The sequence below is a fragment of the Pararhizobium mangrovi genome (assembly GCF_006516965.1).
GTDB classification, from domain to species: domain Bacteria; phylum Pseudomonadota; class Alphaproteobacteria; order Rhizobiales; family Rhizobiaceae; genus Pararhizobium_B; species Pararhizobium_B mangrovi.
Genome location: NZ_VHLH01000008.1, coordinates 44,929 through 69,723, shown reverse-complemented (window position 1 = coordinate 69,723; position 24,795 = coordinate 44,929). Strand labels below are relative to the sequence as shown.

At 65.9% G+C, this 24,795-nt stretch carries 25 protein-coding genes; 13 read left to right on the top strand and 12 right to left on the bottom strand.

Annotation, left to right across the window (positions count from 1 at the left end):
- Positions 1 to 3 precede the first annotated feature (3 nt).
- The gene (locus FJU11_RS06490; RefSeq protein WP_407946668.1) at positions 4 to 840 is read left to right on the top strand and encodes an ABC transporter permease; all 837 of its coding nucleotides are present in this window, start codon (positions 4 to 6) and stop codon (positions 838 to 840) included.
- A gap of 20 nt (positions 841 to 860) precedes the next feature.
- On the opposite strand, the gene FJU11_RS06485 is transcribed toward FJU11_RS06490, so the two are convergent.
- Both FJU11_RS06485 and FJU11_RS06480 read right to left on the bottom strand, forming a co-directional pair.
- A complete protein-coding gene (locus tag FJU11_RS06485) occupies positions 861 to 2,000 on the bottom strand; it encodes a TraB/GumN family protein (protein WP_235890850.1) in 1,140 nt (379 codons plus the stop codon).
- 104 nt (positions 2,001 to 2,104) lie between these two features.
- Positions 2,105 to 3,076 carry a hypothetical protein gene (locus FJU11_RS06480; protein WP_141166220.1) on the bottom strand — a complete coding sequence of 324 codons (972 nt, stop codon included), beginning with the start codon at positions 3,074 to 3,076 and terminating at the stop codon, positions 2,105 to 2,107.
- A 150-nt stretch (positions 3,077 to 3,226) separates the two neighbouring features.
- On the opposite strand from FJU11_RS06480, the gene pncB reads away from it, so the two are divergent.
- On the top strand, positions 3,227 to 4,531 hold the full coding sequence (pncB, locus tag FJU11_RS06475) for a nicotinate phosphoribosyltransferase (RefSeq protein ID WP_141166219.1): 1,305 nt from the start codon (positions 3,227 to 3,229) through the stop codon (positions 4,529 to 4,531).
- A gap of 96 nt (positions 4,532 to 4,627) precedes the next feature.
- A complete protein-coding gene (locus FJU11_RS06470) occupies positions 4,628 to 5,692 on the top strand; it encodes a Gfo/Idh/MocA family protein (protein ID WP_141166218.1) in 1,065 nt (354 codons plus the stop codon).
- On the opposite strand, the gene tam is transcribed toward FJU11_RS06470, so the two are convergent.
- Positions 5,689 to 6,459, bottom strand: coding sequence for a trans-aconitate 2-methyltransferase (gene tam, locus FJU11_RS06465; RefSeq protein ID WP_141166286.1), 771 nt, complete (start codon positions 6,457 to 6,459; stop codon positions 5,689 to 5,691). The genes FJU11_RS06470 and tam overlap by 4 nt on opposite strands.
- A 63-nt stretch (positions 6,460 to 6,522) precedes the next feature.
- Positions 6,523 to 8,172 (bottom strand): energy-dependent translational throttle protein EttA, encoded by a 1,650-nt coding sequence (gene ettA, locus FJU11_RS06460; protein ID WP_141166217.1) that lies wholly within the window; start codon positions 8,170 to 8,172, stop codon positions 6,523 to 6,525.
- A gap of 222 nt (positions 8,173 to 8,394) precedes the next feature.
- Between ettA and FJU11_RS06455 the strand changes: the two genes are divergently transcribed.
- Positions 8,395 to 9,081, top strand: a complete 687-nt coding sequence (locus FJU11_RS06455; protein WP_141166216.1) for an SDR family NAD(P)-dependent oxidoreductase — start codon at positions 8,395 to 8,397, stop codon at positions 9,079 to 9,081.
- 106 nt (positions 9,082 to 9,187) lie between these two features.
- Positions 9,188 to 9,922, top strand: a complete 735-nt coding sequence (locus FJU11_RS06450; protein ID WP_141166215.1) for a dienelactone hydrolase family protein — start codon at positions 9,188 to 9,190, stop codon at positions 9,920 to 9,922.
- A 19-nt stretch (positions 9,923 to 9,941) separates the two neighbouring features.
- Here the strand turns inward: FJU11_RS06450 and FJU11_RS06445 are convergent, their stop codons facing one another.
- Positions 9,942 to 11,000: a DUF475 domain-containing protein gene (locus FJU11_RS06445; protein ID WP_141166214.1), complete on the bottom strand. Its 1,059-nt coding sequence runs from the start codon at positions 10,998 to 11,000 to the stop codon at positions 9,942 to 9,944.
- A gap of 193 nt (positions 11,001 to 11,193) precedes the next feature.
- A complete protein-coding gene (locus FJU11_RS06440) occupies positions 11,194 to 11,532 on the bottom strand; it encodes a TIGR01244 family sulfur transferase (protein WP_141166213.1) in 339 nt (112 codons plus the stop codon).
- Positions 11,533 to 11,788: 256 nt separating this feature from the next.
- On the opposite strand from FJU11_RS06440, the gene FJU11_RS06435 reads away from it, so the two are divergent.
- From FJU11_RS06435 to FJU11_RS06425, 3 genes are all read left to right on the top strand, one after another.
- Positions 11,789 to 13,309, top strand: a complete 1,521-nt coding sequence (locus FJU11_RS06435) for a hypothetical protein (RefSeq protein WP_141166212.1) — start codon at positions 11,789 to 11,791, stop codon at positions 13,307 to 13,309.
- Between the two features lie 184 nt (positions 13,310 to 13,493).
- Positions 13,494 to 14,195, top strand: coding sequence for a ribonuclease activity regulator RraA (locus FJU11_RS06430; protein WP_141166211.1), 702 nt, complete (start codon positions 13,494 to 13,496; stop codon positions 14,193 to 14,195).
- A gap of 43 nt (positions 14,196 to 14,238) precedes the next feature.
- The gene (locus FJU11_RS06425; protein WP_141166210.1) at positions 14,239 to 15,501 is read left to right on the top strand and encodes a glycerate kinase type-2 family protein; all 1,263 of its coding nucleotides are present in this window, start codon (positions 14,239 to 14,241) and stop codon (positions 15,499 to 15,501) included.
- A 15-nt stretch (positions 15,502 to 15,516) separates the two neighbouring features.
- Here FJU11_RS06425 and FJU11_RS06420 read toward each other — a convergent pair whose 3' ends face one another.
- From FJU11_RS06420 to hemP, 3 genes are all read right to left on the bottom strand, one after another.
- Positions 15,517 to 16,680 (bottom strand): fumarylacetoacetate hydrolase family protein, encoded by a 1,164-nt coding sequence (locus FJU11_RS06420; RefSeq protein ID WP_141166209.1) that lies wholly within the window; start codon positions 16,678 to 16,680, stop codon positions 15,517 to 15,519.
- Positions 16,681 to 16,785: 105 nt separating this feature from the next.
- The gene (locus tag FJU11_RS06415; RefSeq protein WP_141166208.1) at positions 16,786 to 17,304 is read right to left on the bottom strand and encodes a hypothetical protein; all 519 of its coding nucleotides are present in this window, start codon (positions 17,302 to 17,304) and stop codon (positions 16,786 to 16,788) included.
- A 58-nt stretch (positions 17,305 to 17,362) separates the two neighbouring features.
- Positions 17,363 to 17,560 carry a hemin uptake protein HemP gene (hemP, locus tag FJU11_RS18830; protein ID WP_407946669.1) on the bottom strand — a complete coding sequence of 66 codons (198 nt, stop codon included), beginning with the start codon at positions 17,558 to 17,560 and terminating at the stop codon, positions 17,363 to 17,365.
- Between the two features lie 276 nt (positions 17,561 to 17,836).
- Here hemP and FJU11_RS06405 point away from each other — a divergent pair, with 276 nt between their 5' ends.
- The 5 genes from FJU11_RS06405 to FJU11_RS06385 are packed head-to-tail and all read left to right on the top strand — an operon-like array spanning position 17,837 to position 20,834.
- Complete coding sequence (locus FJU11_RS06405; RefSeq protein WP_141166207.1) at positions 17,837 to 18,277, top strand: hypothetical protein; 441 nt, start codon at positions 17,837 to 17,839, stop codon at positions 18,275 to 18,277.
- On the top strand, positions 18,274 to 19,011 hold the full coding sequence (locus FJU11_RS06400; RefSeq protein WP_235890848.1) for a MotA/TolQ/ExbB proton channel family protein: 738 nt from the start codon (positions 18,274 to 18,276) through the stop codon (positions 19,009 to 19,011). Before FJU11_RS06405 ends, FJU11_RS06400 begins: the two co-directional genes overlap by 4 nt.
- Complete coding sequence (locus tag FJU11_RS06395; RefSeq protein WP_141166206.1) at positions 19,001 to 19,408, top strand: biopolymer transporter ExbD; 408 nt, start codon at positions 19,001 to 19,003, stop codon at positions 19,406 to 19,408. Before FJU11_RS06400 ends, FJU11_RS06395 begins: the two co-directional genes overlap by 11 nt.
- Complete coding sequence (locus FJU11_RS06390) at positions 19,405 to 19,809, top strand: ExbD/TolR family protein (RefSeq protein WP_141166205.1); 405 nt, start codon at positions 19,405 to 19,407, stop codon at positions 19,807 to 19,809. Before FJU11_RS06395 ends, FJU11_RS06390 begins: the two co-directional genes overlap by 4 nt.
- Positions 19,809 to 20,834, top strand: a complete 1,026-nt coding sequence (locus FJU11_RS06385) for a TonB family protein (protein WP_141166204.1) — start codon at positions 19,809 to 19,811, stop codon at positions 20,832 to 20,834. The genes FJU11_RS06390 and FJU11_RS06385 overlap by 1 nt, the downstream gene beginning before the upstream one ends.
- A 63-nt stretch (positions 20,835 to 20,897) precedes the next feature.
- Here FJU11_RS06385 and FJU11_RS06380 read toward each other — a convergent pair whose 3' ends face one another.
- Genes FJU11_RS06380 through FJU11_RS06370 form a run of 3 tightly spaced genes read right to left on the bottom strand, consistent with a single transcriptional unit; the run spans position 20,898 to position 24,695 of the window.
- Positions 20,898 to 23,153, bottom strand: a complete 2,256-nt coding sequence (locus tag FJU11_RS06380) for a xanthine dehydrogenase family protein molybdopterin-binding subunit (protein WP_141166203.1) — start codon at positions 23,151 to 23,153, stop codon at positions 20,898 to 20,900.
- Complete coding sequence (locus FJU11_RS06375; RefSeq protein WP_141166202.1) at positions 23,146 to 24,201, bottom strand: FAD binding domain-containing protein; 1,056 nt, start codon at positions 24,199 to 24,201, stop codon at positions 23,146 to 23,148. Before FJU11_RS06375 ends, FJU11_RS06380 begins: the two co-directional genes overlap by 8 nt.
- Positions 24,198 to 24,695, bottom strand: a complete 498-nt coding sequence (locus FJU11_RS06370) for a (2Fe-2S)-binding protein (RefSeq protein ID WP_141166201.1) — start codon at positions 24,693 to 24,695, stop codon at positions 24,198 to 24,200. Before FJU11_RS06370 ends, FJU11_RS06375 begins: the two co-directional genes overlap by 4 nt.
- Positions 24,696 to 24,795 lie beyond the last annotated feature (100 nt).

Below are 24,795 nucleotides of genomic sequence, written 5' to 3'. Positions count from 1 at the left end.
CCGGTGACGCGCACCGAACCGCTCGAAACCGAGCCAGGCCTTGCCGAACTCGCCCGACCGGCAACGCGGGGGCGAAGCTGGTGGCAGCCGCACCGCATCGTCCTCCTCGTCGTCAGCGTCGCACTCGTCATGCTGGCGGCGGCGACGATGCGCTGGGACTGGCTCGTCGAATACTGGCCGCAGATCCTGATCGGCGTATGGCGTTCCGTCTGGCTGCTGGTGCTGTCGATCGTGCTCGGCTTTCTCATGGCGGTGCCGCTCGGCCTCGCCCAGGTCGCGGGGCCGCGCATCCTCGCCCTGCCCGCACGCGGCTTCTGCACGCTGATCCGCGGCACGCCGCTGCTTCTGCAGCTCTGGCTGCTTTATTTCGGCGTCGGGTCGCTGTTCCCGACGATCCCCGCGATCCGCCAGTCGTTCCTCTGGGACTATCTGCGTCAGGCCTGGCCCTACGCGCTCTTCACGCTGACCATCTCGTTCGCCGGCTACGAGGGCGAGGTCATGCGCGGTGCCTTCGCCGGCGTGCCGCACGGCGAGCTCGAGGCCGGCCGGGCCTACGGCATGAGCCCGTTCAAGCTCTTGCGGCGCATCTGGCTTCCGCGCGCCTTCTTCCGCGCGCTGCCGACGCTCGGCGGCGAGATCATCATGCAGCTCAAGTCGACGCCGCTCGCGGCCACCATCACCGTCGTCGACGTCTACGGCGTGATCGCACAGGTGCGCCAGGACACCTACCTCGTCTACGCGCCGCTTCTCTTCCTCGCCGGCATCTACATGGCACTGACGGGCATCCTCGTCCTGCTGGTCCGCGTCGTCGAAAGCCGCGTGCCGATCCGAGGCGTCTGACGGCCCCGAAGCCGAACGAGCTATCGCGCCAGCGGGCGAACGGTGTAGCCGGCCTTCCTGAGCCTCGCGACGAGGCCTTCCCTGCCCGGCAGGTGCAGCGCGCCGACGGCGATGAAGGCACCGCCCGCATCGATCATCGGTCGGGCACGCTCGGCCATGACGGCATTGCGGTCGGTGACGATGCGCTTGCGGAATTCGGCGTAACCGGCATCCTCGTCGGCTCCGGCATCGGGGCCGATCGCCTCCATCATCGGCAGGATCGCGCTGATGCGACCGTCGAGATAGAGATCCGTCATCGTCACGGTGACGTCGTTCATCAGAGCGCCGAGTTGCAGCGCCTCGACGAGACCGCGGATATGGAACTTCATCGGCAGGTCGGCCATGGCGCGCAGCTGCTCGTCGAGCGTTTCCAGCCCCTTCACCGCCTTGCCCTTCGCCTTCGCGTCCTCCGCGATCTGCTTGTCGAGAAAGTCTTCGCCCGCATCGGTGCGCTTTTCCTCGCAGGCCGGACGGGCGATCATGCCGGCCAGGATCCACGGCTTCATCTTGGCGACGAGGGCGTAGGAAAGCCCCTCTTCCTGAAGCCGCTTCTTTACGAGCGCGAGGTCCGACGCGCTCATATGGGCGGCGAGCGTCGAACCGTCGGTGAACATGGTGAGATCGGGATGGGCGAGGATATCGGCCTGCGCCTTTACCGGATCGAGCACGCCGGTCGTCTCGATGACGATCGTATCGGCCTTTTCGAGCGCGTCCTTCGCCGCATCTGGCAGATCGAGCACGCGCGGATCGGCAACATGCATCGTGCCGAACAGCCAGGAAGGCTGCTTCGCCTTCGGCGTCGTGATCTTCCACAGGCGATGGTCGCCGTTCGCGACCTTTTCAGCCGCCGCATCGATGGCGGCAAGCTTGGCGGGATCGTTCCGGCGCATCGCATCGAGAAGGTCGTGCCCGCCGCACCCGTCCTCGGTTCGGTTCGCGGCGTTCGTCCCGTCCCGTGCATGCGCTTCGGTGGTCGCCAGCGCTGCCACGGCAAGGAAACTGAGAGCGAGGAGGACATGGAGCAGCGAAAGCAGCGCCATACCCGTACGGGTGAACGTGCCGACCGATGTACCGGTCTCTTTCGCCTGCATCGGCGCGTCGGATGCCAAGAAGTGCTTCATGGCCATGATGCTACCGGAAAAACCTGTCCGATCCGGTTAACGCTCCGCGCGCAATTCTTTCGATCGGCGTATCGCTTCCGGGCGCCGGCATTCGGCGCTCCGCGCTACATGAATTCGATGCCTTCGCATTTGAAATCGCCGAGCTTCGTCTCTTCGGCGAGCAGATTGCCCTCGACGTCGGCGGCGCCGATCCAGCTTTCGGTACGATCGCCGATCTCGACCGATTTGACGTAGAGGAATTCGTTCGGTCGTCCGGGAACGAGCTTGAGCGACGACGGACCGCGCTCGGGCGTCGGTTCGCCGACCGTTCGTACCTCGATGTCCTCGAAGTTCGCATCGGCGACGATCAGACGGTTGTTGCCCTTCTCGCGCTCGTCGACGGGTTCGTCGAACGGCTCGAAGGAGACCTTGCGCGGGAAGAAGTACCAGCGTTCGCCGTAGGGATCCCAGTCCACCGCCTCATGCGTCACGTAGCCATCGGAACCGACGCCGCAGGCCTCGCGCAGGCGGCGATAGTGCTGGCCCCAATCCTCGCTGACCACCTTGTAGCCGTCCGGATCGATGCGCTTGACCCATGCCTGATGGTCGTTCTTGCCGTGCGATCCGACGATCAGCTCGTTGCCGTAGAGCGTCGCCCATTCGCACTTGAAGCCCTTCTGCCAGGCGTCGCCCGGCCCGGTCATGAGGATCTGCCGGGGAATGATCCTGTAGTCTTCGCCGCGTATCTCGCCGACGATGCCCGTGCGGTCGTCGAAGGCGAGCAGATGGCGGCCCCACCGCACCAGTTCGGAGAATTCGCCGCCGCGAAAGGTTTCCTCGTCGACCTCGCCGAACTTGGAATAGACGCGACGCTCGCCGCCTTCGTCGTTCGCTATCATCTCGAAGGTGTAGCGTGCGCGGCCCTCTTCGTCGACGTGGCGATGGGCGCGGTCGAAGCGCAGCCTTGCCTGGAAGAAGGTTTCCCCATCGTCGAGGCGCACCTGGGTGTCGTGATCCTCGTCGGTGATCTGGGCGAACGTGTAGCTCGTCGTCGACGTGTCGTATCGTTCGAGCCGCTGCCGGTCGTACGCCTGCATCGAAGGGCCTCCTCAAGCCGGGATATCGCCATATCTTGCCCACCGGGTTTGGCACCGATCCCGCGCGCTTGCAAATCGGCCACGCATCGGGTCTGGCCTCGGCGCGACACGCGCGGTAACGGTTCGAAGGCGCTGCAAGGGGAGCTTGCCATGATCGCGACGGATATCGCCACACGCGTGTGGAACCACACCTTCAAGCTCGATCCGATCGTGCGCAGCCTGCTCGACACGGATTTCTACAAGCTCCTGATGCTCCAGATGATCTGGGGACTGCACGCGGATCGCTCCGTCACCTTTTCCGTCATCAATCGATCGGCGCATGTGCGGCTTGCCGACGAGATCGACGAGGGCGAACTGCGCGCCCAGCTCGACCATGCCCGCTCGCTGCGCTTTTCCAAGCAGGAACTGATCTGGCTCGCCGGCAACAGCTTCTACGGCGTTCACCAGATCTTCCGGCCGGCCTTCATGGAATGGCTCGCCGATTTCCGGCTGCCGGAATACGAGCTCACTCGCCGCGACGGACAGTTCGAGCTGCACTTCCATGGCACGTGGCCCTATACGACGATGTGGGAAACGCCGGCGCTCGCCATCATCAGCGAGTTGCGCTCGCGTGCGCTGCTTCGAAGCTACGGCCGCTTCGAACTCGATATCCTCTACGCTCGCGCCAAGGCGAAGCTCTGGGAAAAGGTCGAAAGGCTGAAGGATCTGCCGGACCTGCGCATCTCCGATTTCGGCACCCGCCGTCGCCACTCCTTCCTGTGGCAGCGGTGGTGCGTCGAGGCGATGAAGGAAGGCCTCGGCGACAATTTCATCGGTTCGAGCAACGTGCTGCTCGCCATGGAAACCGACCTCGAGGCGATCGGCACCAACGCCCACGAACTGCCGATGGTGCTTGCAGCCCTCGCGCGCGACGACGAAGAACTGCGCCGGGCGCCCTACCGGGTCCTCGAGGACTGGCAGACCTATTACGACGGCAATCTCCTGATCGTTCTGCCGGATACGTTCGGAACGCAGAGCTTCCTGCGCGACGCACCGGACGACGTCGCGAACTGGACGGGATTTCGGCCGGATTCGGCGCCGCCGCTCGAAATCGGCGAAACCATCATGGATTGGTGGCGCGAGCGCGGGGTCGACCCGAAGGAAAAGCTGCTGATCTTTTCCGACGCCCTCGACCTCGAGACGCTGGAGGCGATCTATCGCCGGTTCCACGGACGCGTTCGGCTGAGCTTCGGCTGGGGCACGAACCTTACCAACGATTTCCGCGGCATGCCGCCCGGCTCCCACGACGCGCTCGGTGCGATCTCGCTCGTCTGCAAGGTTTCCGAAGTCGACGGACGCCCGGCGGTCAAGCTTTCCGACAATCCGGCGAAGGCGAGCGGCGAACGAGCCGAGATCGAACGCTACGAAAGAGTGTTCGGCAAACCGGGCTATCCTTCGCAGAAGGTCGTTGTCTGAAATCGTCGCCGACAACACCATCGAAACGCCCATTCTCTAGCGAAACCTCGCCGTTGGTCTGATAGGTTCACCGCGGGCGTTCACAGGGAGGATTCGATGCCGACAGGGACAGACGCGAACGGTAAGCTTCGCTGGGGCATTCTGGGAACCGGCGAGATCGCGCGGGTGTTCGCGGCCGGCCTCGCCGAAACCGAGCGGGGCACGCTCACGGCCGTCGCAACCCGCTCGCGGCCAGCCGACGATCTGGCGGAAGCCTTTCCCGGCGCCGAAATCCATATCGGCTACGAAGCCCTTCTCGCCGATCCGAACATCGACGCGGTCTACGTCGCGACGCCGCATCCGATGCACGTCGCCAACGCGTCGGCGGCGATCGCTGCCGGCAAGCACGTGCTGTGCGAAAAGCCGGTCGGCATCAACGCCGAGGAGGCGGAGACGCTTGTCGAAGCCGCCAAACGCGCCGACGTCTTTCTCGGCGAGGCGTTCATGTACCGGCTGCATCCGCAGATGGCGCGCGTTTGCGCGCTGGTCCGCGAAGGACGCGTCGGCCGCGTGCGCATGGTTCAGGCCTCCTTCGGATTCCGCAAGGAATTCGAGGCGGACCACCGCCTCTTCGCCAATGCACTCGCCGGCGGCGGCATCCTCGACGTCGGTGGCTACCCGATGTCCTTCGCCCGGCTCGTCGCCGGCGCTGCCGTCGGTAAGCCCTTCCGCGATCCGGTCGCAATCAAGGCGTTCGGCGAACTCGGCGAGACGGGCGTCGATCACTGGACGGCCGCGATCGCGCACTTCGACGACGGCCTCGTCGCGCAGCTTTCCTGCGGCGTCTCGGTGGCGCTGGAAAACGTCGCCCGCGTCCATGGCGAGGCCGGTACCATCGAGATCGCCTCGCCATGGCTTGCCGGCGGTCGCGCGGGCGGCCCGACGAGCATCACGATCATCGACGCCGACGGCGAACGCGAAGTGATCGACTTTCCGAGGGAACGCCATCTCTATGCGTTCGAAGCCGACGCCGCCGCCGAGGCGGTCGCAGCCGGACGCCGGGAATTCGAAAGCCCAGGCGCGAGCCTGGCCGATACGCTCGGCAACATGCGCAGCCTCGACGCCTGGCGAAGCGAGATCGGCCTCGAATACGCCTCGGAACGCGCTGCCGGCGCGGCTTAGCCCCGCTTGGCGACGATAAAGAGGCGCGGAAAGCGCAGGAGTACCTTTGCGTCGGCGCGAGGCCGGTAGGCCTCGGCGATGCGGGCCTCGTAGGCGGTAAGAAACGCGGCCTGCGCATCCTCATCGAGCGGCGCCAGATACGGGCGCAGGCCCGTCGACTTCAGCCATTCGACGATCGCGCCCGCATCTTCGAGCGGATGGGTATAGATCGTGTGCCAGACATCGACCGATGTCGCCCTGCCGATCAGCGCATCGTAATAGACCGAGACCGGTGGCAATGGATCGCGCGCGACGTTCTTCCCGATAAGGGACGCGAATGGCGGCTCGTTCGCCGTTTCGCGCATCAACGCGTGGCTCGGTTCGGCAAGATTGTCCGGCATCTGCACGGCCAGCACGCCGCCCGGCGTCAGGTGGTCCATCAACCGTTCGAGCACGGCGAGATGATCCGGCAGCCATTGGAAAACGGCGTTGGCGAAGATCACATCGACCGGCTCGGCCGGAGCCCAGTCGCGCGCATCCGCCTGTTCGAAGGTTGCACGCGGCAACCGCGCCCGTGCCTTTTCGAGCATGTCCGGTGAGGTGTCGAGGCCGGTCACTTCCGCATCCGGCCACCGGGCGGCAAGCAGTTCGGTCGAGTTCGCAGGCCCGCAACCGATATCGACGACGCGCCGCGGCGCCGCGACGTCGACCTGCGCCAGCAGATCACGCGACGGACGTGTGCGCTCCGCCTCGAACTTCAGGTACTGCGCTGCCGACCAGTCCTTCACCGCCATGACGTTCGCCCTACGCTCGATTTGTCCGAAAACCCTGCGCGCTTTACGGATCTCGCTTTAGCGCGTCAGCCGCTTGTAGGTCACCCGCTTCGGGTTGACGCTTTCCGGACCGAGGCGACGGATCTTGTCGGCTTCGTAGTCGGCGAAATTGCCCTCGAACCATTCCACGTGGCTGTCGCCCTCGAAGGCGAGGATGTGGGTGGCGAGACGGTCGAGGAACATGCGGTCGTGGCTGATGATGACCGCGCAGCCGGCGAAGTTTTCGAGCGCATCCTCGAGCGCGCCGAGCGTCTCGGTGTCGAGGTCGTTGGTCGGCTCGTCGAGCAGGATGACGTTGCCACCCGACTTCAGCATCTTGGCAAGGTGCACGCGGTTGCGCTGGCCGCCGGAAAGCGTGCCGACAGGCTGTTGCTGATCGCCGCCCTTGAAGTTGAACGCACCGACATAGGCGCGGGAGTTCATCTCGTGCTTGCCGAGCTTGATGATGTCGTTGCCGCCGGAGATCTCCTGCCAGACGGTCGCCTTGGCATCGAGCGTGTCGCGGCTCTGGTCGACGTAGCCCAGATGCACCGTGTCGCCGACCGTGAAGGCGCCGCCGTCGGGCTCTTCCTGGCCGGTGATCATGCGGAAGAGCGTCGTCTTGCCGGCGCCGTTCGCGCCGATGACGCCGACGATGCCGCCGGGCGGAAGCTGGAAGGAAAGCCCGTCGATCAGCAGGGTGTCGCCGTAGCCCTTCTTGAGGTCGTCCGCCTCGATGACCTGCTGGCCGAGCCGTTCGCCGGCGGGAATGACGATCTGTGCGTCGCCCGGACGCCGGTCCTCGGCCTGCCGGACGAGTTCGTCATAGGCGCGGATACGGGCCTTCGACTTCGTCTGGCGTGCCTGCGGGCTCTGGCCCATCCACTCGCGCTCGCGCGAAAGCTGGCGCTGGCGCGAGGCCTCCTCGCGGCCCTCCTGCTCCATGCGCTTGGCCTTCTTTTCAAGATAGGCCGTGTAGTTGCCCTCGTAGGGAATGCCGCGACCGCGATCGAGTTCGAGGATCCAGCCCGTGACGTTGTCGAGGAAGTAGCGATCGTGGGTGATCATCATCACGGCGCCCGGATATTCGCGCAGGTGCTTTTCGAGCCAAGCGATCGTCTCGGCGTCGAGGTGGTTGGTCGGCTCGTCGAGGAGCAAGAGATCGGGCTGCGACAGGAGAAGCTGGCAGAGCGCCACGCGGCGCCGCTCACCGCCGGAGAGCTTCGTCACGTCGGCATCGGCCGGCGGGCAGCGCAGCGCTTCCATCGCCATCTCGACCTGGCTGTCGAGGTCCCAGAGGTTCTGCGCGTCGATGACGTCCTGGAGCTCGGCGCCCTCTTCGGCCGTCTCGTCGGAATAGTTCATCATCAGTTCGTTGTAGCGGTCGAGGATCTTCTGCTTTTCCGCCACGCCCTGCATGACGTTGCCGCGCACGTCGAGGCTTTCGTCGAGATGCGGTTCCTGCGGCAGGTAGCCGATCGTCGATCCGTCGGCAGCCCACGCCTCGCCGGTGAACTCCTTGTCGAGCCCCGCCATGATGCGAAGCACGGTCGACTTGCCGGCGCCGTTCGGGCCGAGGATGCCGATCTTGGCGTCGGGGTAGAAGGACAGGTGGATGTTCTCCAGGACCTTCTTGTTGCCATAAGCCTTGTTGAGGCCGGCCATGTGATAGATGTACTGGCGCGCCATTCTTCGACGTCTCGCTTTCGACGGGAGCCCGGACGGCGGATCGCTTTCGATCGGCACGGAAGTCCGGCAGCTCGCATTCAGGATCGCCCGGAACACCTCCCCTCTCACAAAGGTGGCGAATGCTCCATGGACGGTGGAAATCTGCCGTCTACTTAAGCGAAAGGGCCGTTGCGGGCAACGGGTTCCGCCAGTCCCAATGCCGATCGCCTTCAGGAGAAGATCATGGCCAAAGCACTCATCGTGGGGGTCGGAGACGGCCTTTCCGCGTCTCTCGCACGCCGGCTCGCGAACCGTGGCTACGACCTCGTGCTCGCCGCCCGCGACACGGACAAACTCGCCGATCTCGCTGCCGAGACGGGGGCTTCTACCGTCGCCTGCGATGCGAGCGATCCCGCATCGGTCGACGGCCTCTTCGAGCGCGTCGACGCGGTGGACGGACCGCTTGCGGTCGCGATCTACAACCCCTCGGCCCGGGTCCGCGGCCCGCTCGTCGAGCTTGCCGCCGAAGACGTCCGGCGCGCGCTCGAAGTTACCGCCTTCGGTGCGTTCCTGACGGCCCAGCGCGCCGCCGTCCGCATGCTCGATGCCGGCGCGGGAACGATCCTCTTCACCGGCGCATCGGCGGGCGTGAAGGGCTATGCGAAGTCAGCGCCCTTCGCGATGGGCAAGTTCGCGCTTCGCGGGCTCGCCCAGTCCATGGCACGCGAACTGCATCCGCAGGGCATCCATGTCGGCCATATCGTCATCGATGGCGGCATCCGGAATCCCGGCCGCGAGGAGCCCGCCGACAAGCCCGATTCCATGCTCGATCCCGATCGCATCGCGGAGACCTACATGCAGCTCGTCGATCAGGACCGCTCCGTCTGGAGCTGGGAGATCGAGGTACGCCCCTGGGTCGAAACCTTCTGAAGCGTGTGGCGATCCGCGGCATCGCGCCGGTTTGCCCTGCACGATGCCGAAGGATAGACCGGCGATGAACGCGCGCGACCGTTCGCGCCGGAACCAGGAGGCTATCATGAGCAAGCGGGACATCGACATTGCGACCGACGACGGCACGGCCAAGGCCGGCCTCTTCACACCCGACCACGGCACGGGCACGAACCCCGGCGTCGTGCTCTACATGGACATCTTCGGCCCACGCCCTGGCCTCGACCGGATGGGCGAGCGGCTCGCCGACAACGGCTTCGTGGTCCTCGTACCGGACCTTTTCTACCGTTTCGGCCCCTATTCCTTCGATCCCGGGACGGCTTTCGACGACCCGGATACGGCCGCCCGCATGAAGGGCATGATGAAGGATACGCCGGTCGACGTCGTCGAGAAGGACACCAAGGCCTATCTGCAGGCGCTCGCCGACAACGGCGCGAACGGCAAGGTCGGCGCGGTCGGCTACTGCATGGGCGGCCAGCACGCGCTGACGGCGGCCGCGGCCTACCCCGAGCGTGTGGGTGCTGCCGCGAGCTTCCACGGCGGAGGCCTCGTGACGGATGCCGGGACGAGCCCCCATAAGCGCGCCGGAGAAATGAAGGGCGCGATCTATATCGGCACCGCCGGCGAGGACAAGAGCTGCCCGCCGGAGCATTCCGCGACGCTGGCCAAGAGCCTTCGCGAGGCGGGCGTGAACTACATGCTCGAAAATTATGTCGGCATGGCGCATGGATGGGCCGTGCCCGACCATGGCGTCTACGACGAGGCCGGGGCCGAACGCCATTGGCGACGGCTCGTCAGCTTCTTCGACGAAGTCCTGAAATAGACGTTTCCGGCGGCGGGGCTCAGGCGGGTTCCGCCGCCGCTTCGGCCTCGTCGCCGTGGCGGCGGCGGTAGCGCACGGACGAGAAGAAGGCGAGCGCGATCAGCGTCGCGCCGGCAAGCCCGGTCACGTACTCGGGAATCTCCAGCTCGGCCTGCGCGAACATGATGATCGCGAGCACGAGGATGGCGTAGAACGCGCCGTGCTCGATGTAGCGGTACTGCGCGAGCGTGCCGCGCTCGACGAGCATGATCGTCATCGAGCGGATGTAGAAGGCGCCGATGCCGAGCCCGATGGCGATGACGAAGAGGTTGTTGGAAATCGCGAACGCGCCGACGACCCCATCGAAGGAAAAGCTCGCATCCAACATTTCGAGATAGAGGAACGCGCCGAGCCCGGCCTTGCCGGCCGTGCTGGTGACGGCGGATTCATCGATCCACTTGCCGGCCCCTTCCACCACCAGAAAAGTGACGACGCCCCACACGCCCGAGCCGACGAAATCGTTCCAGTCGTCGCCGGTGAGCGGCATGGCGAAGAGCATCAGGAGCGCGAGCGTGATGCCGGCTTCGACGGCGCGAACCTTGCCGAGCGCGACGAGCGGGCGTTCGAGAAAGCCCAGCCAGTGCACATCCTTCTTGCGGTCGAGGAAGAAGGTGAGCGCGACCATCATCAGGAACGCGCCGCCGAAGGCCGCGATGCCGAGATGCGCCTGTTCCATGACGTGGGAATATTGCTGCGGCTGCATGATCGCCATGCGGACGGCGGCGATCGGGTCGATCCATGCCGCGATCGAGACGATCGCCAGCGGAAAGACGATCCGCATGCCGAACACGGCGATGAGAATGCCCCAGGTCAAAAAGCGCTTCTGCCACGTCTCCGACATGCCGCGCAGGATGCGGGCGTTGACGATGGCGTTGTCGAAGGAAAGCGATATTTCCAGAACGGCGAGGAAAATACAGATCAGCAGGGTCGATGCCGCGCCGCTCACCGTGTCCTTGTAGACGTATCCGATCCATCCGCCGAGCGCGAGACCAACAACGGTGACGATGACGGCGACGAGATAGACACGGAAAATGGACATTCGGCGGTGTCGAACTCGCATTCAGTGCGGCCGGAACGCGTCGCGCGCCGGATGGAAGGCTCGGGAAAAAGGGCACGCAAAGGTGCCGTACTCCTCCCGTCGGACCCCCTAGGTAGGCAGTGCGGCATGCCGCCGCAATCTATAGCGGTGCCGGCCGGCTCTTTTTCGTTATTCCGGCAGGCAAGAGCGGCGTTCAGGACCGGATATGCCGCGTCTGTTCGTAGATCCGGGTCGAGCGCGCGCCGGAACGGCAAAAGCCGAGCATCGGCCGCGGCATCTCGTCGAGGGCGTCGACCATGGCGTGGACGTTGTCCGGCGTGACCCCCATCGAGCCGACCGGGATCTGGCGGATTTCCAGTCCCTCGCCCTCGGCGGCACGGCGGATTTCCTCGAAGGCCGGCTGGTCCTCCGCCTCGCCGTCCGGACGGTGGCAGACGATCGCCCGGTAGCCCATCTCGCGGATTTGCGGCACGTCTTCAGCGGCAATCTGGCCGGAAACGGCATATTCTTCGTCGATCTTGCGAATATCCATCATACGTCGCCTTTTCTGCTTGGCCCCACCGTCGATGTACGACTCACCCTTCAAAGCGTCAACGCGGTGAAGCGGCGGGCGCGAGCGATATCCTCGCAAGATCAGCGAGCATCGACGTCGGCCCATAGGGCTCACATCCCGATACATTAAAAAAGTTTCATATTCGCGCCGGAACGACCCGGAAGTTCGATCGGTTGGGTACTCGGACGACGTTCAGATCGCGTTGCCGCCGATACAAAAACATGGAGGATCCGCCGTGCAAACCAGAACCATCGCCACCGTGACCGCAGCCCTCGCCCTGGCAACGGCCATGCCGGGTATCGCCCTGGCGCAGAACGCCGGCAACAACCAGAACGGCATGAACTATCGCTGGTCACCGAACAATTTCGACCCCTCCTACGGCTACAACAACGGGAGTTTTGACGGCCAGAACCAGAGCCAGCAGAACTACGGCCAGCAGAACCGGGGTCAGCAGAACTACAACCCGAGCAACAGCGACACGCAGAGCGGCTATCCGTTCGATTATCACCAGAAGTACCAGGCCGACCGCAACCATTTCTACAACCCGAACTCGAACCGCGTCTCCGAAGGTCAGCAGCAGCAGGGCTACGGGCAGAACGGCTACCAGGGCGGCAACCAGCAGGGACAGCAGCAGAATTACGGACAGCAGGATTACGGGCAGCCGAACTACGGGCAGCAAGGCGGCGGTCGGCAGTACGGTTCCAGTGGCAGCAATGGCGGCCAGTATTATGGCGACGGCCAGAACTACCAGCAGTCCTATCAGGGCAATGGTGGCCAGAACGGCTACCAGCAGAACAACGGCATGCCCTATCCGAACTATAACCCGCAGCAGAACCGCTACCCGGCGCCGCGCAATGCCGGCCAGTCCTACCAGGGCGGATCGCAGAACGGCAGCCAGCCGATGATGCATCCGAGGATGAACGGCGGATATCCGGGCTACAACTCGAATTACCGGCAGATGCAGCAGAGCCAGCAGGGTTATGGAAACCAGCAAGGCGGTTCCTACGGCCAGCAAGGTGGTTCCTACGGACAGGGCGGCCAACAGAACTACGGCGGTCAGCAGGGCTCCTACGGACAGCAGAACTACGGTAGCCAGCAGAGCCAATCCTACGGCCAGCAAGGATCGTCCGGCATGCAGCAGGGGCAAGCCAATTCGTATCGCGGCCACCCCTATATGTCCGGCCAGAACGGCATGCAGAACGGTTCGGGCAATGGCGGCCAGAATTACGGCCAGAACCATGAGCCGCAGGGTTCCAGCACCGAAGATCGGCTGAAGGGAACGAACGGCAGCGACGTCACCTGCCAGCAGGTCTCGTCGCTGCGCAACGCCGACGTGGCGAGCGTTCTCTACTACATCAACGGTTATTCGGCCGGGCAGAACAAGGGCAGCAGCGGGAGCTCGTCTTCATCCTCGAGTTCGAACGACAAGGGCTATTACGCGATCCCCATTCGCCGCATCATGCTCGACTGCCAGAGCACGCCGAACAGCAGCGTCTCCGACGTGATGAACCAGGAGCGCGACGCCTCGAACCAGTCGGGCTCGATGCAGGGCGGATCGCAGTCTTCCTCGCAGTCCGGCGACGACGCGAGCACGTCGTCCGGCAACAGCTCGAATGCGTCCGGCTCCGACCAGTCGGGTTCGAATACCGGCAGCATGAACGATAGCGGCAGCACGTCGGGTAGCTCGGGCGATACGTCGGACGATAGCAACACGCCAACGTCGTCCTCCTCGGACAGCGACAGCCAGTCGAACTGATCCCGTCTATGGACGTTCTTCGTCCATGAAAGGCCGTCCCGCCGCGTGCGGGGCGGCCTTTCGCATATCGGCGAACCGCAATCCGGGCCGTTGTCCTTCCGTTCCAGGCCGGTTACCTTCGCGATCCGACAGGACCGCGGCCGGCGCATCGCCAGGCCGCACAGATATTCCCGGATCGACCGCCATGGCCTATGACGCTTCCATCATCGAAACGCTTCAGACCGTCGCCACCGCGACGCTGACGACCGTCCTTCTCAAGAAGGGGCTGCGCAACGTATGGATGCGCGGGCCGTTCCCGTTGCGCGAAGGCCAGGGCCGCATCGTCGGTCCGGCGTTCACGCTGCGCTTCGTGCCCGCCCGGGAAGACCTCGCGACACCGGCGTCCTGGTCCTCGCCGATTTCCACCCGAACGGCGATCGAATCGATGCCGAGCGGCTGCATCGCCGTCGCCGGCACCGACGGCGTCGGCGATGCCGGCATCTTCGGCGACATCCTGTGCGAGCGCATGGTTCGCCGAGAGGTCGCCGCGCTCGTCACGGACGGCGTCGTGCGCGATCTCGACGGTGTTCTCGAAACCGGCCTGCCGGTCTGGTCCGCCGGCCGCGCCGCCCCGCCTTCGGTCGCGGGCCTCACCTTCGTCAACTGGCAGGAGCCGGTCGGCTGCGGCGGTGTCGCCGTCTTCCCGGACGATCTGGTCGTCGCCGACAATGACGGCGCGGTCCTCGTTCCGCAGGCGCTCGTCGAAGAGGTCGCCGCGGAAGCCGCAGAGCAGGAACGGGCCGAGGGCTGGATCATGGACGAGGTCAGGGCCGGTGCCGCACTGCCCGGTCTCTATCCCATGAACGAGGAAACCCGCGCGCGCTACGAGGCGTCGAAGAAGGGCTGAGGTCCACCCGCTTCGGCACTCGTCACCGAAAGGAAGGTCGCCCGTGCCACCTGCCCCACGCGCCCTGCTCGAATCGCTGTTTCTTGCAGCGGTCGCCGCAGCCGATCCCGAGACGTGCCTGGAAGGCTTCATTCCAGAGCCTCCGAAAGGCCGGCTCGTCGTCGTCGGGTGCGGAAAGGGTGCAGCCCAGCTTGCCCGTGCCTTCGAAAGGCGCTGGAACGGACCGCTCGAAGGCGTCGTCGTCACGCGATACGGCTACGCCGCGCCGTGCGAACGCATCCGCGTGATCGAGGCCGGCCATCCGGTTCCCGACGAAGCGGGGCTCTCGGCGAGCGAAGCGCTCTTCGGCGCCGTTTCCGATCTTTGCGAGGACGATCTGGTCGTCGCCCTCGTCAGCGGCGGCGGATCGGCCCTGTTGCCGGCACCGCCGGAAGGCGTCACGCTCGAGGACGAGATCGCGCTGACTAAGGCGTTGCTCGGCTCCGGCGCGCCGATCTCGGCGATGAACACCATCCGCAAGCATGCCTCGCGCATCAAGGGCGGCAGGCTCGCCGCGGCAGCCGCACCCGCTCGGGTGGTGAGCCTGATCGTTTCGGACATTCCCGGCGACGTGCCGGCCTTCGTCGCATCCGGACCGACGGTACCGGACGCAGCCACGCGGGCCGATGCGCTGGCAGCGATCGACCGTTATCGCATCGACGTGCCACCAGCGATCCGGCGCCATATCGAAAGCCCGGCCTGCGAGGCGCCGCATCCCGCGGATCCGCGCTTTGCCGGCAATACCGTCCGGATCGTCGCCTCGGCGGCGCGTTCGCTCGAAGCCGCACAGGCTGCAGCCGAACGGATGGGCGTGGCCGCGCACATCCTGTCGGATGCGCTCGAAGGTGAAGCGCGGGAGGCCGCTCATCTTCATGCCGCGATCGCCTGCGAGATCGCGAGTCGCGAACGGCCGTTCGCCAAACCCTGCGTCCTGCTTTCGGGCGGCGAGACGACCGTGACGCTTTCGGGCACCGGAAAAGGCGGGCGCAACAGTGAGTTCGCCCTGTCCCTGGCACTCGATATCGCCGGCTTCGAGACGATCCACGCGCTCGCGGCCGATACCGACGGGATCGACGGCAGCGAGGACAATGCCGGCGCGTTCGCGGACGGCACGAGCATCGCACGACTGCGCAAGGCCGGTTGCGACGCAGCCGCGCTTCTCGTCGACAACGACGCCTGGAGCGCCTTCGACGCCATCGGCGACCTCTTCGCACCCGGCCCGACCGGCACGAACGTCAACGACTTTCGCGCGATTCTCGTCGAATAGCGACGGCGATACGTTTCAGCCGAGCAGGCCGCGTGCCGCGAGGTTGCGCATCAGGGCACCGGCGCCGAAGTGCCATTCGGGGCATTCGGTCGAAAGGCGCACCGTATTTGTCAGCGTGCCGAGGGCAGGCGTCGAGATCGAAACGCGGTCGCCGGCATGGTGGGTGAAGCCCTGCCCTGCAACGTCGCGGTCCTCCACCGGCGCGAAGAGCGTGCCGAGGTAGAGCATGAAGCCGTCGGGGTACTGGTGATGGCGACCAATGGTCTGAGCGACGAGGTCGAGCGGATCCCGGCTGATCTCCGCCATCGACGAATGCCCCTCGAGCCGGTAGCCGTCTTCACCCTCGACGACGAGGTCGAGTTCGGCCGCGCGCACGTCGTTGATGCCGAAGGTTTCGTCGAAGAGGCGGACGAACGGTCCGATCGCCGATGAGGCGTTGTTGTCCTTGGCCTTGGAGAGAAGCAGCGCCGAGCGCCCTTCGAAATCACGCAGATTGACGTCGTTGCCGAGCGTGGCGCCGAGTGTGCGCCCGCGACTGTCGACGGCAAGCACCACTTCCGGCTCCGGATTGTTCCATTTCGATTTGGGGTGAAGGCCGATCTCCGCGCCCCAGCCGACCGAGGCCATGGGCTGGCATTTGGAGAACACCTCCGCATCCGGGCCGATGCCGACCTCCAGATATTGCGACCACACGCCTTCTTCGATGAGAGCCGCCTTTACCTTCGACGCATCATCGGATCCAGCCTTCAGGTCGCGCAGGCTATCGCCGATGATACCGCTCACGCGTTCGCGGATGCTGAGCGCGAGCGCCGGATCGCCGGCAGCCTTTTCCTCGATGACGCGTTCGATCATCGAGCGGGCGAAGGTCACGCCGCAGGCCTTCACCGCCTGTAGGTCCGAGGGCGCCAGAAGGTGCATGCCTTCTGCACATGGTTCGCCGCCGGCGTTCGAGAACGCGTCAAGGGGGCCGAGATCGTCGCCTTCGGCAGCCTTGACCGCGGCCGCCGGGTCGTCCGTTTCCAGAAGGTCGCGCATGGTCGGGAACGCGCGGCAGGTAACGTCGATCAGGCGTCCCTCGCGCAGCACGACGAGGGATGGGCCGCCGACATCGTCGCGCCAAACGCGCCCGACGAACGTGCCCTTCATCGCGGTTTCGGAAAGAATGACGGGTTCACGCATGATGGCCTCCTCTTCGCACCACCGTCATAGGCGTTCCGTCGCGCCAGGCATAGGGTCGCCGGACCGCGAACCGCCCTTCGATCCCGCCCATGCGGCTTCGTGCGATCAGTGCAGCGTTTTCGATGCCGGCTCGAACGGATCTCCAGCACGTTCGAGAATATGCTCGATCACCGAGGCCGGGATCGGCAGGAGCACGCGATCCTGCATCTTCATGATGATGGCGAAACTGGCCGCCGCCTCGCCGACCCGTTCGACCTGCACCGGGCACATGGCCGAAAGGCTGCGTTCGATCGCCTGCGAGTCCGCATGCTGGATGGCGGCGACGAGCGCGAGCACCAGCGCCTCGTCCCGGCATACGCCTTTGGCTTCGCAGCGGCGCATGCGCAGCGGGCAGCTGGCGCAAAGGCCGAGCGTTTCCACGAAATGGCTAAGCGCTTCGAGCGTCGCCGGCGCGCACTCCGGCAGTTCGTCCGCATACAGCCGGCGCACTTCGCGCCAGGGCTTCGGCGAACGGCTGGCGATCGCCCAGGTCCAGCCGCGATACCCCTGAAGCGTCAGTCGCTCCGGCGAGCGCGCCAGATAGGCCTGCGGGTCCAGATCGTAGGGACACCCCATCGAAACCATGCCCGTCTCTCCATGACGTGAAAATCGTCGGGCGCGCTCATCGCGCCGGCGCTGTTCCTTACTTGTTGAGGATCAGTTTTCCCTGGCGCGTGATCTTCAGGCGGTAGAGCGCCCCGCCATGCTCGATGCCGATCTCGGTGCGAGGTCCGAAGAGTTCGCGGCTCGTCCAAGAGGATCGACCGGCCTCGCCGGTTCCCTGCCCCGGCTCCTCGGGTGGCGTCGATAATTCGGGAGTTGGCGTGTGTCTCGTCACGATCGCTATGCCCTTCGCTGCGCCTGGCTCGCTTTCACTGGCTCGGCAGTCGTGATGCGTCGATATATCTTGACTCCAAATATCATGTTTTATAGCGATCGCAAGATCCCGCTTCACCGCGCCGGTCGAAATCGTCGATCCATCTTCCGCCAGCCAGCCGCGAGCCAGCCAGCGTGTCTTCCATGAGAGGAAAGCCATGCCGCTCGTTCTTGCCCCCTGCTCACCCACGGAGACGGTGCATCCAGCCATCGGTCGCGTAGCCGTTTCTTCGAGGGCGGCATGAGCATACAGGGGCTTTCGTCCGGCGCTCTCGCGGCCATCGTCCTTGCCGCAAGCCTTTCCGTATCCACCGGCACCCGTGCAGCCGAAGGTGACGACGGCGCGCTCTCGATCGAACTCAACAGGCTCGAAAGCTCGGACAAGGGCTGTCGCTTCACCTTCGTGGCGAAGAACGCCATGAAGCGGGATATCGCCGGCCTCACCGTTCAGGTCGTGCTCTTCGACGGAAAGGGGCTGGTCGACCGGATGACCTCCCTCGATTTCCAGGGCCTGCCCGCCGGACGTATGCGCGTTCGCCGCTTCGACGTTCCCGGAACGGACTGTGCGAACGTCTCGCGCATCCTCGTCAACGACGCGCCGGAATGCGAGGGGCCGGAGCCCGGAGCCTGCCTCGCCCACCTATCCACCGCTTCGCGCACCGATACGGAGTTGACCCGATGAACGCCGTGGTACCGGCCTTCGCGATGCCGCTTTTCGAAGCCGTCTCCTCGCTCGTCGCCCTCGGCGGTGCGGTCGTTGCGCTGCTTCTGGTGCTTTCGGTCGCGGCGATTGCGCTCGTGCTCGCCAAGATGGTGCAGTTCTTCCGACAGCGTGTCGGTCGCCACCAGAACGCACGCCGTGCCGTGGATCTCGTCGCCCGCGCGCGCACCAGCGAGGCCGAACGCCTCGTCGCGCGTGATCGCTCGCTCGTCTCGCGCACGATGGACACGGCGCTCACCATGCGGGCACGCGGCGTGCCGTCCGTCGCGGTGGAAGAAGAGGTTACGCGCATGGCAGCCGAAAGCCTGCACGATCTCCAGCGCGGCTTCCGTGCTCTCGAAGCGATCGCGCAGATCGCACCGCTGCTCGGTCTTTTCGGCACCGTGCTCGGTATGATCGAGGCCTTCCAGAAGCTGCAACAGGCCGCGAACTCCGTCGATCCGTCGATTCTTGCGGGCGGCATTTGGGTGGCGTTGCTGACGACGGCCGTCGGGCTCGCGGTCGCGATGCCGGTATCGCTGCTTCTGACCTGGTTCGAATCACGCGTCGAGAACGAACGGGTCGCCGTCGAAACGATCACCGGCGCCCTCGTTTCAAGCGACCGGGTGAATGCACGGAGCGAGCCGACGGGTACCCGGGGCGCGGCCGTCGCCGAACGCGCCGCCCCGAACGCGATGGCCGGTCATGCGCATTGAACGATCGGCACGCCGTACGCGGCGCCCCTCGCTGACTTCCCTGATCGACATCATCTTCCTGCTGCTTCTTTTTTTCATGCTGAGCTCGACATTCACCCGTTTCGCCTCGGTCGATATTGCCGGCGGCCGCGCCGGCAGTGGCGGCGGAACGGCCCCTCGGATCATCGCGCGCCTCGGTGCCGAAGACTGGAGCGTCAACGGCCAGCAATTTGCCGATGCCGATGCCGCCATCGACGAGATGAACCGTCTGTCGCGTGTCGGTGGAAAGGCCGCCGTTCTCCTCGTCGGCGGTGGCGTCGATTCGCAGCGTCTCGTCACCGCCGTCGAAGCCGTTCGCGCCCGAACCGACCTCGATCTTTCCATCGCCGGGCGTGCCGGGGAAGAGACGCGCCGATGAAGCTAGCGCGACCCCGCCCCAAGCCCGAACGGGAGAACACGATCCCGCTGATCAATATCGTCTTCCTGATGCTGATCTTCTTCATGGTCGCCGGAACGCTCGCCTCGCCGCTCGATCCGGCCCTGACGATGATCGAGACGACGCAGGCCACCCGAACGCAGCCGCCGGACGCCCTCGTCGTCATGAAGGATGGAACACTTCGCTTCCGCGGCAACGAAACGTCAATCGATGCTTACCTTTCGGTGCGGGATGCCGATGGCGAAGGGGCGCGACAGGGCGAGAAGCTGAAGCTCGTTGTCGACGAGGCGTTACCTGCGACCACACTCGTCGACCTGATCTCGAGGCTGCGCGAGCATGGCGTCGCCGGCATCACGCTGATCACCCGCAGGGCGAATTCGTGATGGGCGTGCGGCCGACCGGTTCGCGCGTTCTGGTCGCCACGATGGCGGTCGCCGGCTCGCTCGTCATCCATGCGGCCATAGTCGCCGCCTTCATTTCTCCGCCCGAGCCGGTGCGCATCGCAGGTGGGCAGCCGGGCGAACTGCGCGTGATGGACGACGCATTGGCGAGCATCGCGACGGCGACGGCGGAGCCGGTGGAAACGACGCGACCGGCCGAACGCGCGCCGGACGAAGACGCCGTCGTTCCCGATCGCCGGGATGAAACGGTGAACGAACCGGCGGATGCGCGAGCCGTGGAAGCCTCGACCCCCGATGCGCAGCAAGCCGAGCCAGCCGATCGCACAGCGCGACCGGTGCGCTCGGAAGCCGCGGACGTGGCGGTCGCCTCCGACGAACCGGTGAACGAAGCTCTCGAACCGTCCGAGCAGCCACTCGCACCCGAAGCGGCTTTGCCTTCGTCGCCGGTTTCGAACGCGGCCGAGCGGGAACAGGCGATCCAGCCCGAACCCGAGCCCGGCCCGCATATCGACGAGGTTCCCCTCCCCGTCGCCCGCCCGGAATACACCCCGCCAAAACGGGATCCCGAACCGCAGCGTCGTGCGGAGCGAAAGGAAACATCCGAACCCGCGCGCACGACGCGGAAAAGCCGTGCCGACAGCGGCCGATCGTCTTCATCGAGCGCTTCGTCGCGCCGGTCGACCACGCGCTCCGAAAGACGGAACACCGCAGCCGGCAACGCCGCGGTCTCGAACTATCCGGGAAAGATCGTGAGCGGACTGCGCCGCGCGTTGCGCTACCCGTCATCCGCGCGCAGTCGGCGCCTTCGCGGCGAGGCACATGTGCGCTTCACCGTGCTGGCCTCCGGGTCCGTCACCAATGTCCGGGTCGTGCGCAGTTCCGGGTCGTCGATCCTCGACCGCGCCGCAGCCGCGACCGTGCGCCGGGCCGCGCCCTTTCCCGACATTCCGCAAGCGGCGGGACGCTCGTCCTGGACCTTCACGGTCCCGCTCGCCTTCCGGCCGTAGCGCCCATGAAAATCGCCGCCCCGCGCCTACATGCAGGGCGGCGATCGTTCTCAACCGTCCATGTCAGACGAGGTCGGCGATCCGGACCGGGAAACGGCGTACCCGCGTTCCGGTCGCGTGCCAGATGGCGTTGGCGATGGCGCCGGCGGAGCCGGTGATGCCGATCTCGCCGACGCCCTTGATGCCGAGCGGATTGACGTGCGGATCCTCCTCGTCGACAAGGATCGCCTCCAGCGAGGGAACGTCGGCATTGACCGGAACGTGATACTCGGCGAGATCGCCGTTCATCACCTTGCCGGAACGCCGGTCGACCTTCGCACCCTCGTGAAGGGCGAACGAGACGCCCCAGATCATGCCGCCGAAGAGCTGGCTTTCGACCAGTCGCGGATTGATGATGCGCCCGGCGGCGAAGGCGCCGACCAGCCGGCTGACACGCATCTGGCAAAGGTCCGGATCGACCTTCACCTCCGCGAACACCACGCCGTGCGCGTGAAGGGCGTAATGCTCCTGCGCCGCCGAATCGGCAGCACCGGTGCCGCTGCCCTCGATCTCGGAAAGCCCGGCGCGCGCGAGGATGTCCGCATAGCTTTCGCTGCGCGTTTCGTCGTCGCGACGGTAGAGCCGTCCGTCACGCGCGTCGACACCGGCATTGCCCGCGCCGAAGAGCGGCGACTGCTCGTCGTTCGTCGCCAGTTCGGCGAGCTTGCGGACGACGTCGACGCCGGCGGCGTGGATGGCGTTGCCAGCCGTCGCGGTATGTCCAGAACCACCGGCCACGCCGGCATCCGGCAGACCGGATTCGCCACCGCGGAAGGTCAGTTCCTCGATGTCGATGCCGAGACCGTCGGCGGCGATCTGCGCCAGTGCCGTCCAGGCACCCTGCCCCATGTCCTCGATGCTCGATTCCATGACGCCGCTGCCGTCGGCCTTGATGACGGCACGCGCCTCGGCGGCGAACATCACCGCCGGGAAGGTTGCGGTGCCGACGCCCCAGCCGACGAGCAGCCCATCCTCGTCGCGCATCGAGCGGGGAGCGAGCGTGCGCTCTTCCCAGCCGAAGCGTGCGGCCGCCTGTTCGTAGCATTCGCGCAGGCGCTTGGAAGAGAACGGCTTGCCGGAGATCGGCTCCTTCTCGGCATAGTTGGCGAGGCGGAAGGCCAGCGGGTCCATGCCGCAGGCTTCCGCCGCCTCGTCGATCGCGCCTTCGAGCGCGATGGAACCCGAGGCTTCGCCGGGCGCGCGCATGAACATCGGCGTACCGGTATTCGCACGCACTGCCTCGTGCGAGGTGGCGATCGCCGGGCTCGCATAGAGCGTGTGCGAAGCCGCCGACGACCCCTCGAAGAACTCGTCGAACGCACTCGAAAGCGTCTTCGTATGGTGCGAGATGGCACCGAGCAGTCCACCCTCGCCGATACCGAGCTTCAGGGTCTGGCGCGTCGGCGCGCGATGGCCGACAGGGCCGAACATCTGGTCGCGCCGGGTAACTAGCTTGACCGGCTTGCCGACGAGCTTCGCGGCGAGCACGCCGAGGACCTGCGGGCTGACGACGGCACCCTTGGAACCGAAGCCGCCACCGAGGAAGGGCGTGCGGATCTCGATGTTTTCGACGGGTATGCCGAAGAGGCCGGAAAGCCGCCCGAGAGCCGCGGAAATGCCCTGGCTCGGCGTATCGATGGACAGTCGGTCCTTCGCCGTCCAGTGCGCGACGATGGCATGCGGTTCCATCGCGTTGTGGTACTGCGGCGGCGTCTCGTAGGTCGCCTCCACACGCGTCGGCGCGTCCGCGTAGCCGGCATCAAAATCGCCGATGCTCGCAGCGGGCGGCGCGCCCGGCCCGACGGCTTCCGGCACGAAGCTTTCCGCCCCGTCCAGGCCGACGTTCGGCGTTTCGCTCTCGTATTTCGGCGAAAGCAACCGGACGCCTTCCTGCGCGGCTTCGAGCGTCTCGCCGATGACGACGGCGATCGGTTGGTTGGCGTAGCGCACGCGATCGTTCTGCAGCACGTCCAGGCGGAACATGAACGGGTTGTCGCGATCCTCGGGATCCTTGGCGAGCGCAGGCCGGTTTTCCGGCGTCATGACCTCGACGACGCCGGGATGGGCCTTCGCCGCCGCGACGTCGAGCGCGCTCACGCGACCGCTGGCGATGGCGCTGACAGCCATGACGGCGTGCAGCATGCCTTCGGGATGGTTGTCGGCAGCATAGGTGGCGCTACCCGTCACCTTCAGGATGCCGTCGCGGCGCGTCATGGGCTGGCCCATGTTCGAGCCGTGCCGGCGATGGGCCGGCGAGGAAGCAAGCGGCAGGTCAGACATGAGCGGCCTCCGGGGAATGGGCGAAGGGGGAAGCCGGCAGTGCCGGCAGCGGGTTCGGCGTGCCCGCCGCCGCGCGCTCGAAGGCGCGCACGATCAGGCGGCGTGCGAGGTCGATCTTGTAGGCGTTGTCACCGGAAGGCTTCGCTTCGGCGAGTGCTGCTTCGGCCGCCCGTTCGAAGGCGGCGCGTTCCGGCTTCTGGCCGGCAAGCAGGTTCTCGCCGGCACGTGCACGCCACGGCTTCGGTGCAACGCTGCCGAGTGCCAGGCGGGCCTGCGTGATCCTGCCGTCCTCGACGATGAGGCCGGCCGCCGCGGAAACGACGGCGAAGGCGTAGGACGTGCGCTCGCGCACCTTGAGGTATCGCTGGTTGGCGCAGAACGCGATCGATTCGGCATGCAGCCGAACGGCGACGATCAGCTCGCCGGGTTCGAGCACGCTCTCCTTTTCCGGCGTTTCCCCTGGAAGCCGATGGAACTCCTCGAGCGCGATCTCCCGGCGTCTGGACGGGCCGGCGATCTCGACCACGGCATCGAAGGCGACGAGCGGCACGCAGAAGTCGGACGGATGCGTGGCGATGCAGCGATCGCTCCATCCAAGAACCGCAAGGCCGTCGTTCTCGCCCTCGCGCGCGTCGCAGCCCGAACCCGGCTCGCGCTTGTTGCAGGCGCTCGCGACGTCGTAGAAATAGCGGCAGCGCGTGCGTTGAAGCAGGTTGCCGCCGACCGTCGCGGCATTGCGGAGCTGGCCGGACGCGCCGGAAAGCAGCGCCTCGGCGACGGCCGGAAAGCGCCCGGCGAAATCGGCGTCGTTCGCAAGGTCGGCGTTGCGCACCAGCGCGCCGATGCGAACGCCGCCGTCCGACGTGGCGTCGATGGCGGAAAGATCCGGCAGGTGCGTGACATCGACGATGCGCTGCGGCTCGACGACACCGCCCTTCATCAGGTCGAGAAGGTTGGTGCCGCCGGCGAGAAAGGCCGAGCCTTCCATGGAGCCGGCCTGGACCGCCTCTTCGATGGTTGCCGGACGAACATAATCGAAGGGTTTCATTCGGCGGCCTCCTTCGCGGTCTCGCTCATGGTCGCTTCGGCTTCGAGCACGGCGTTCGTGATGCCGGCATAAGCGCCGCAGCGGCACAGATTGCCGCTCATTCCCTCGCGCACACGCTCGGGATCGCCGTCGAGCCGGCCTTCGCTGATGAGGCCGATCGCGCTCATGATCTGGCCCGGCGTGCAGTAACCGCACTGGAAGCCGTCATTGGCGATGAAGGCGGCCTGGACCGGGTGAAGTTCGTCGCCCCTGGCGACACCCTCGATCGTCAGCACCTCGGCGCCTTCGAGGCTGGCGGCGAGCGTCAGGCAGGAATTGACGCGCCGGCCGTCGACGAGGACGGTGCATGCGCCGCACTGGCCGCGGTCGCAGCCTTTCTTGGTGCCGGTCAGATGGAGCCGCTCGCGCAGCAGATCGAGGAGCGTGACCCGGGGATCGTCGAGCGCGACGTCCTGCGCGGCCCCGTTCACGGTGAGATGAATGGAAAGCGTCATCGTGGTTCCGATCGTAGTGATGGTTTCGATCGATGGACTTTCACGGCCCGACGGGACAAACACGTCGCCAGGGCGGTGAAAGACGGTCGTGCGACCTGAC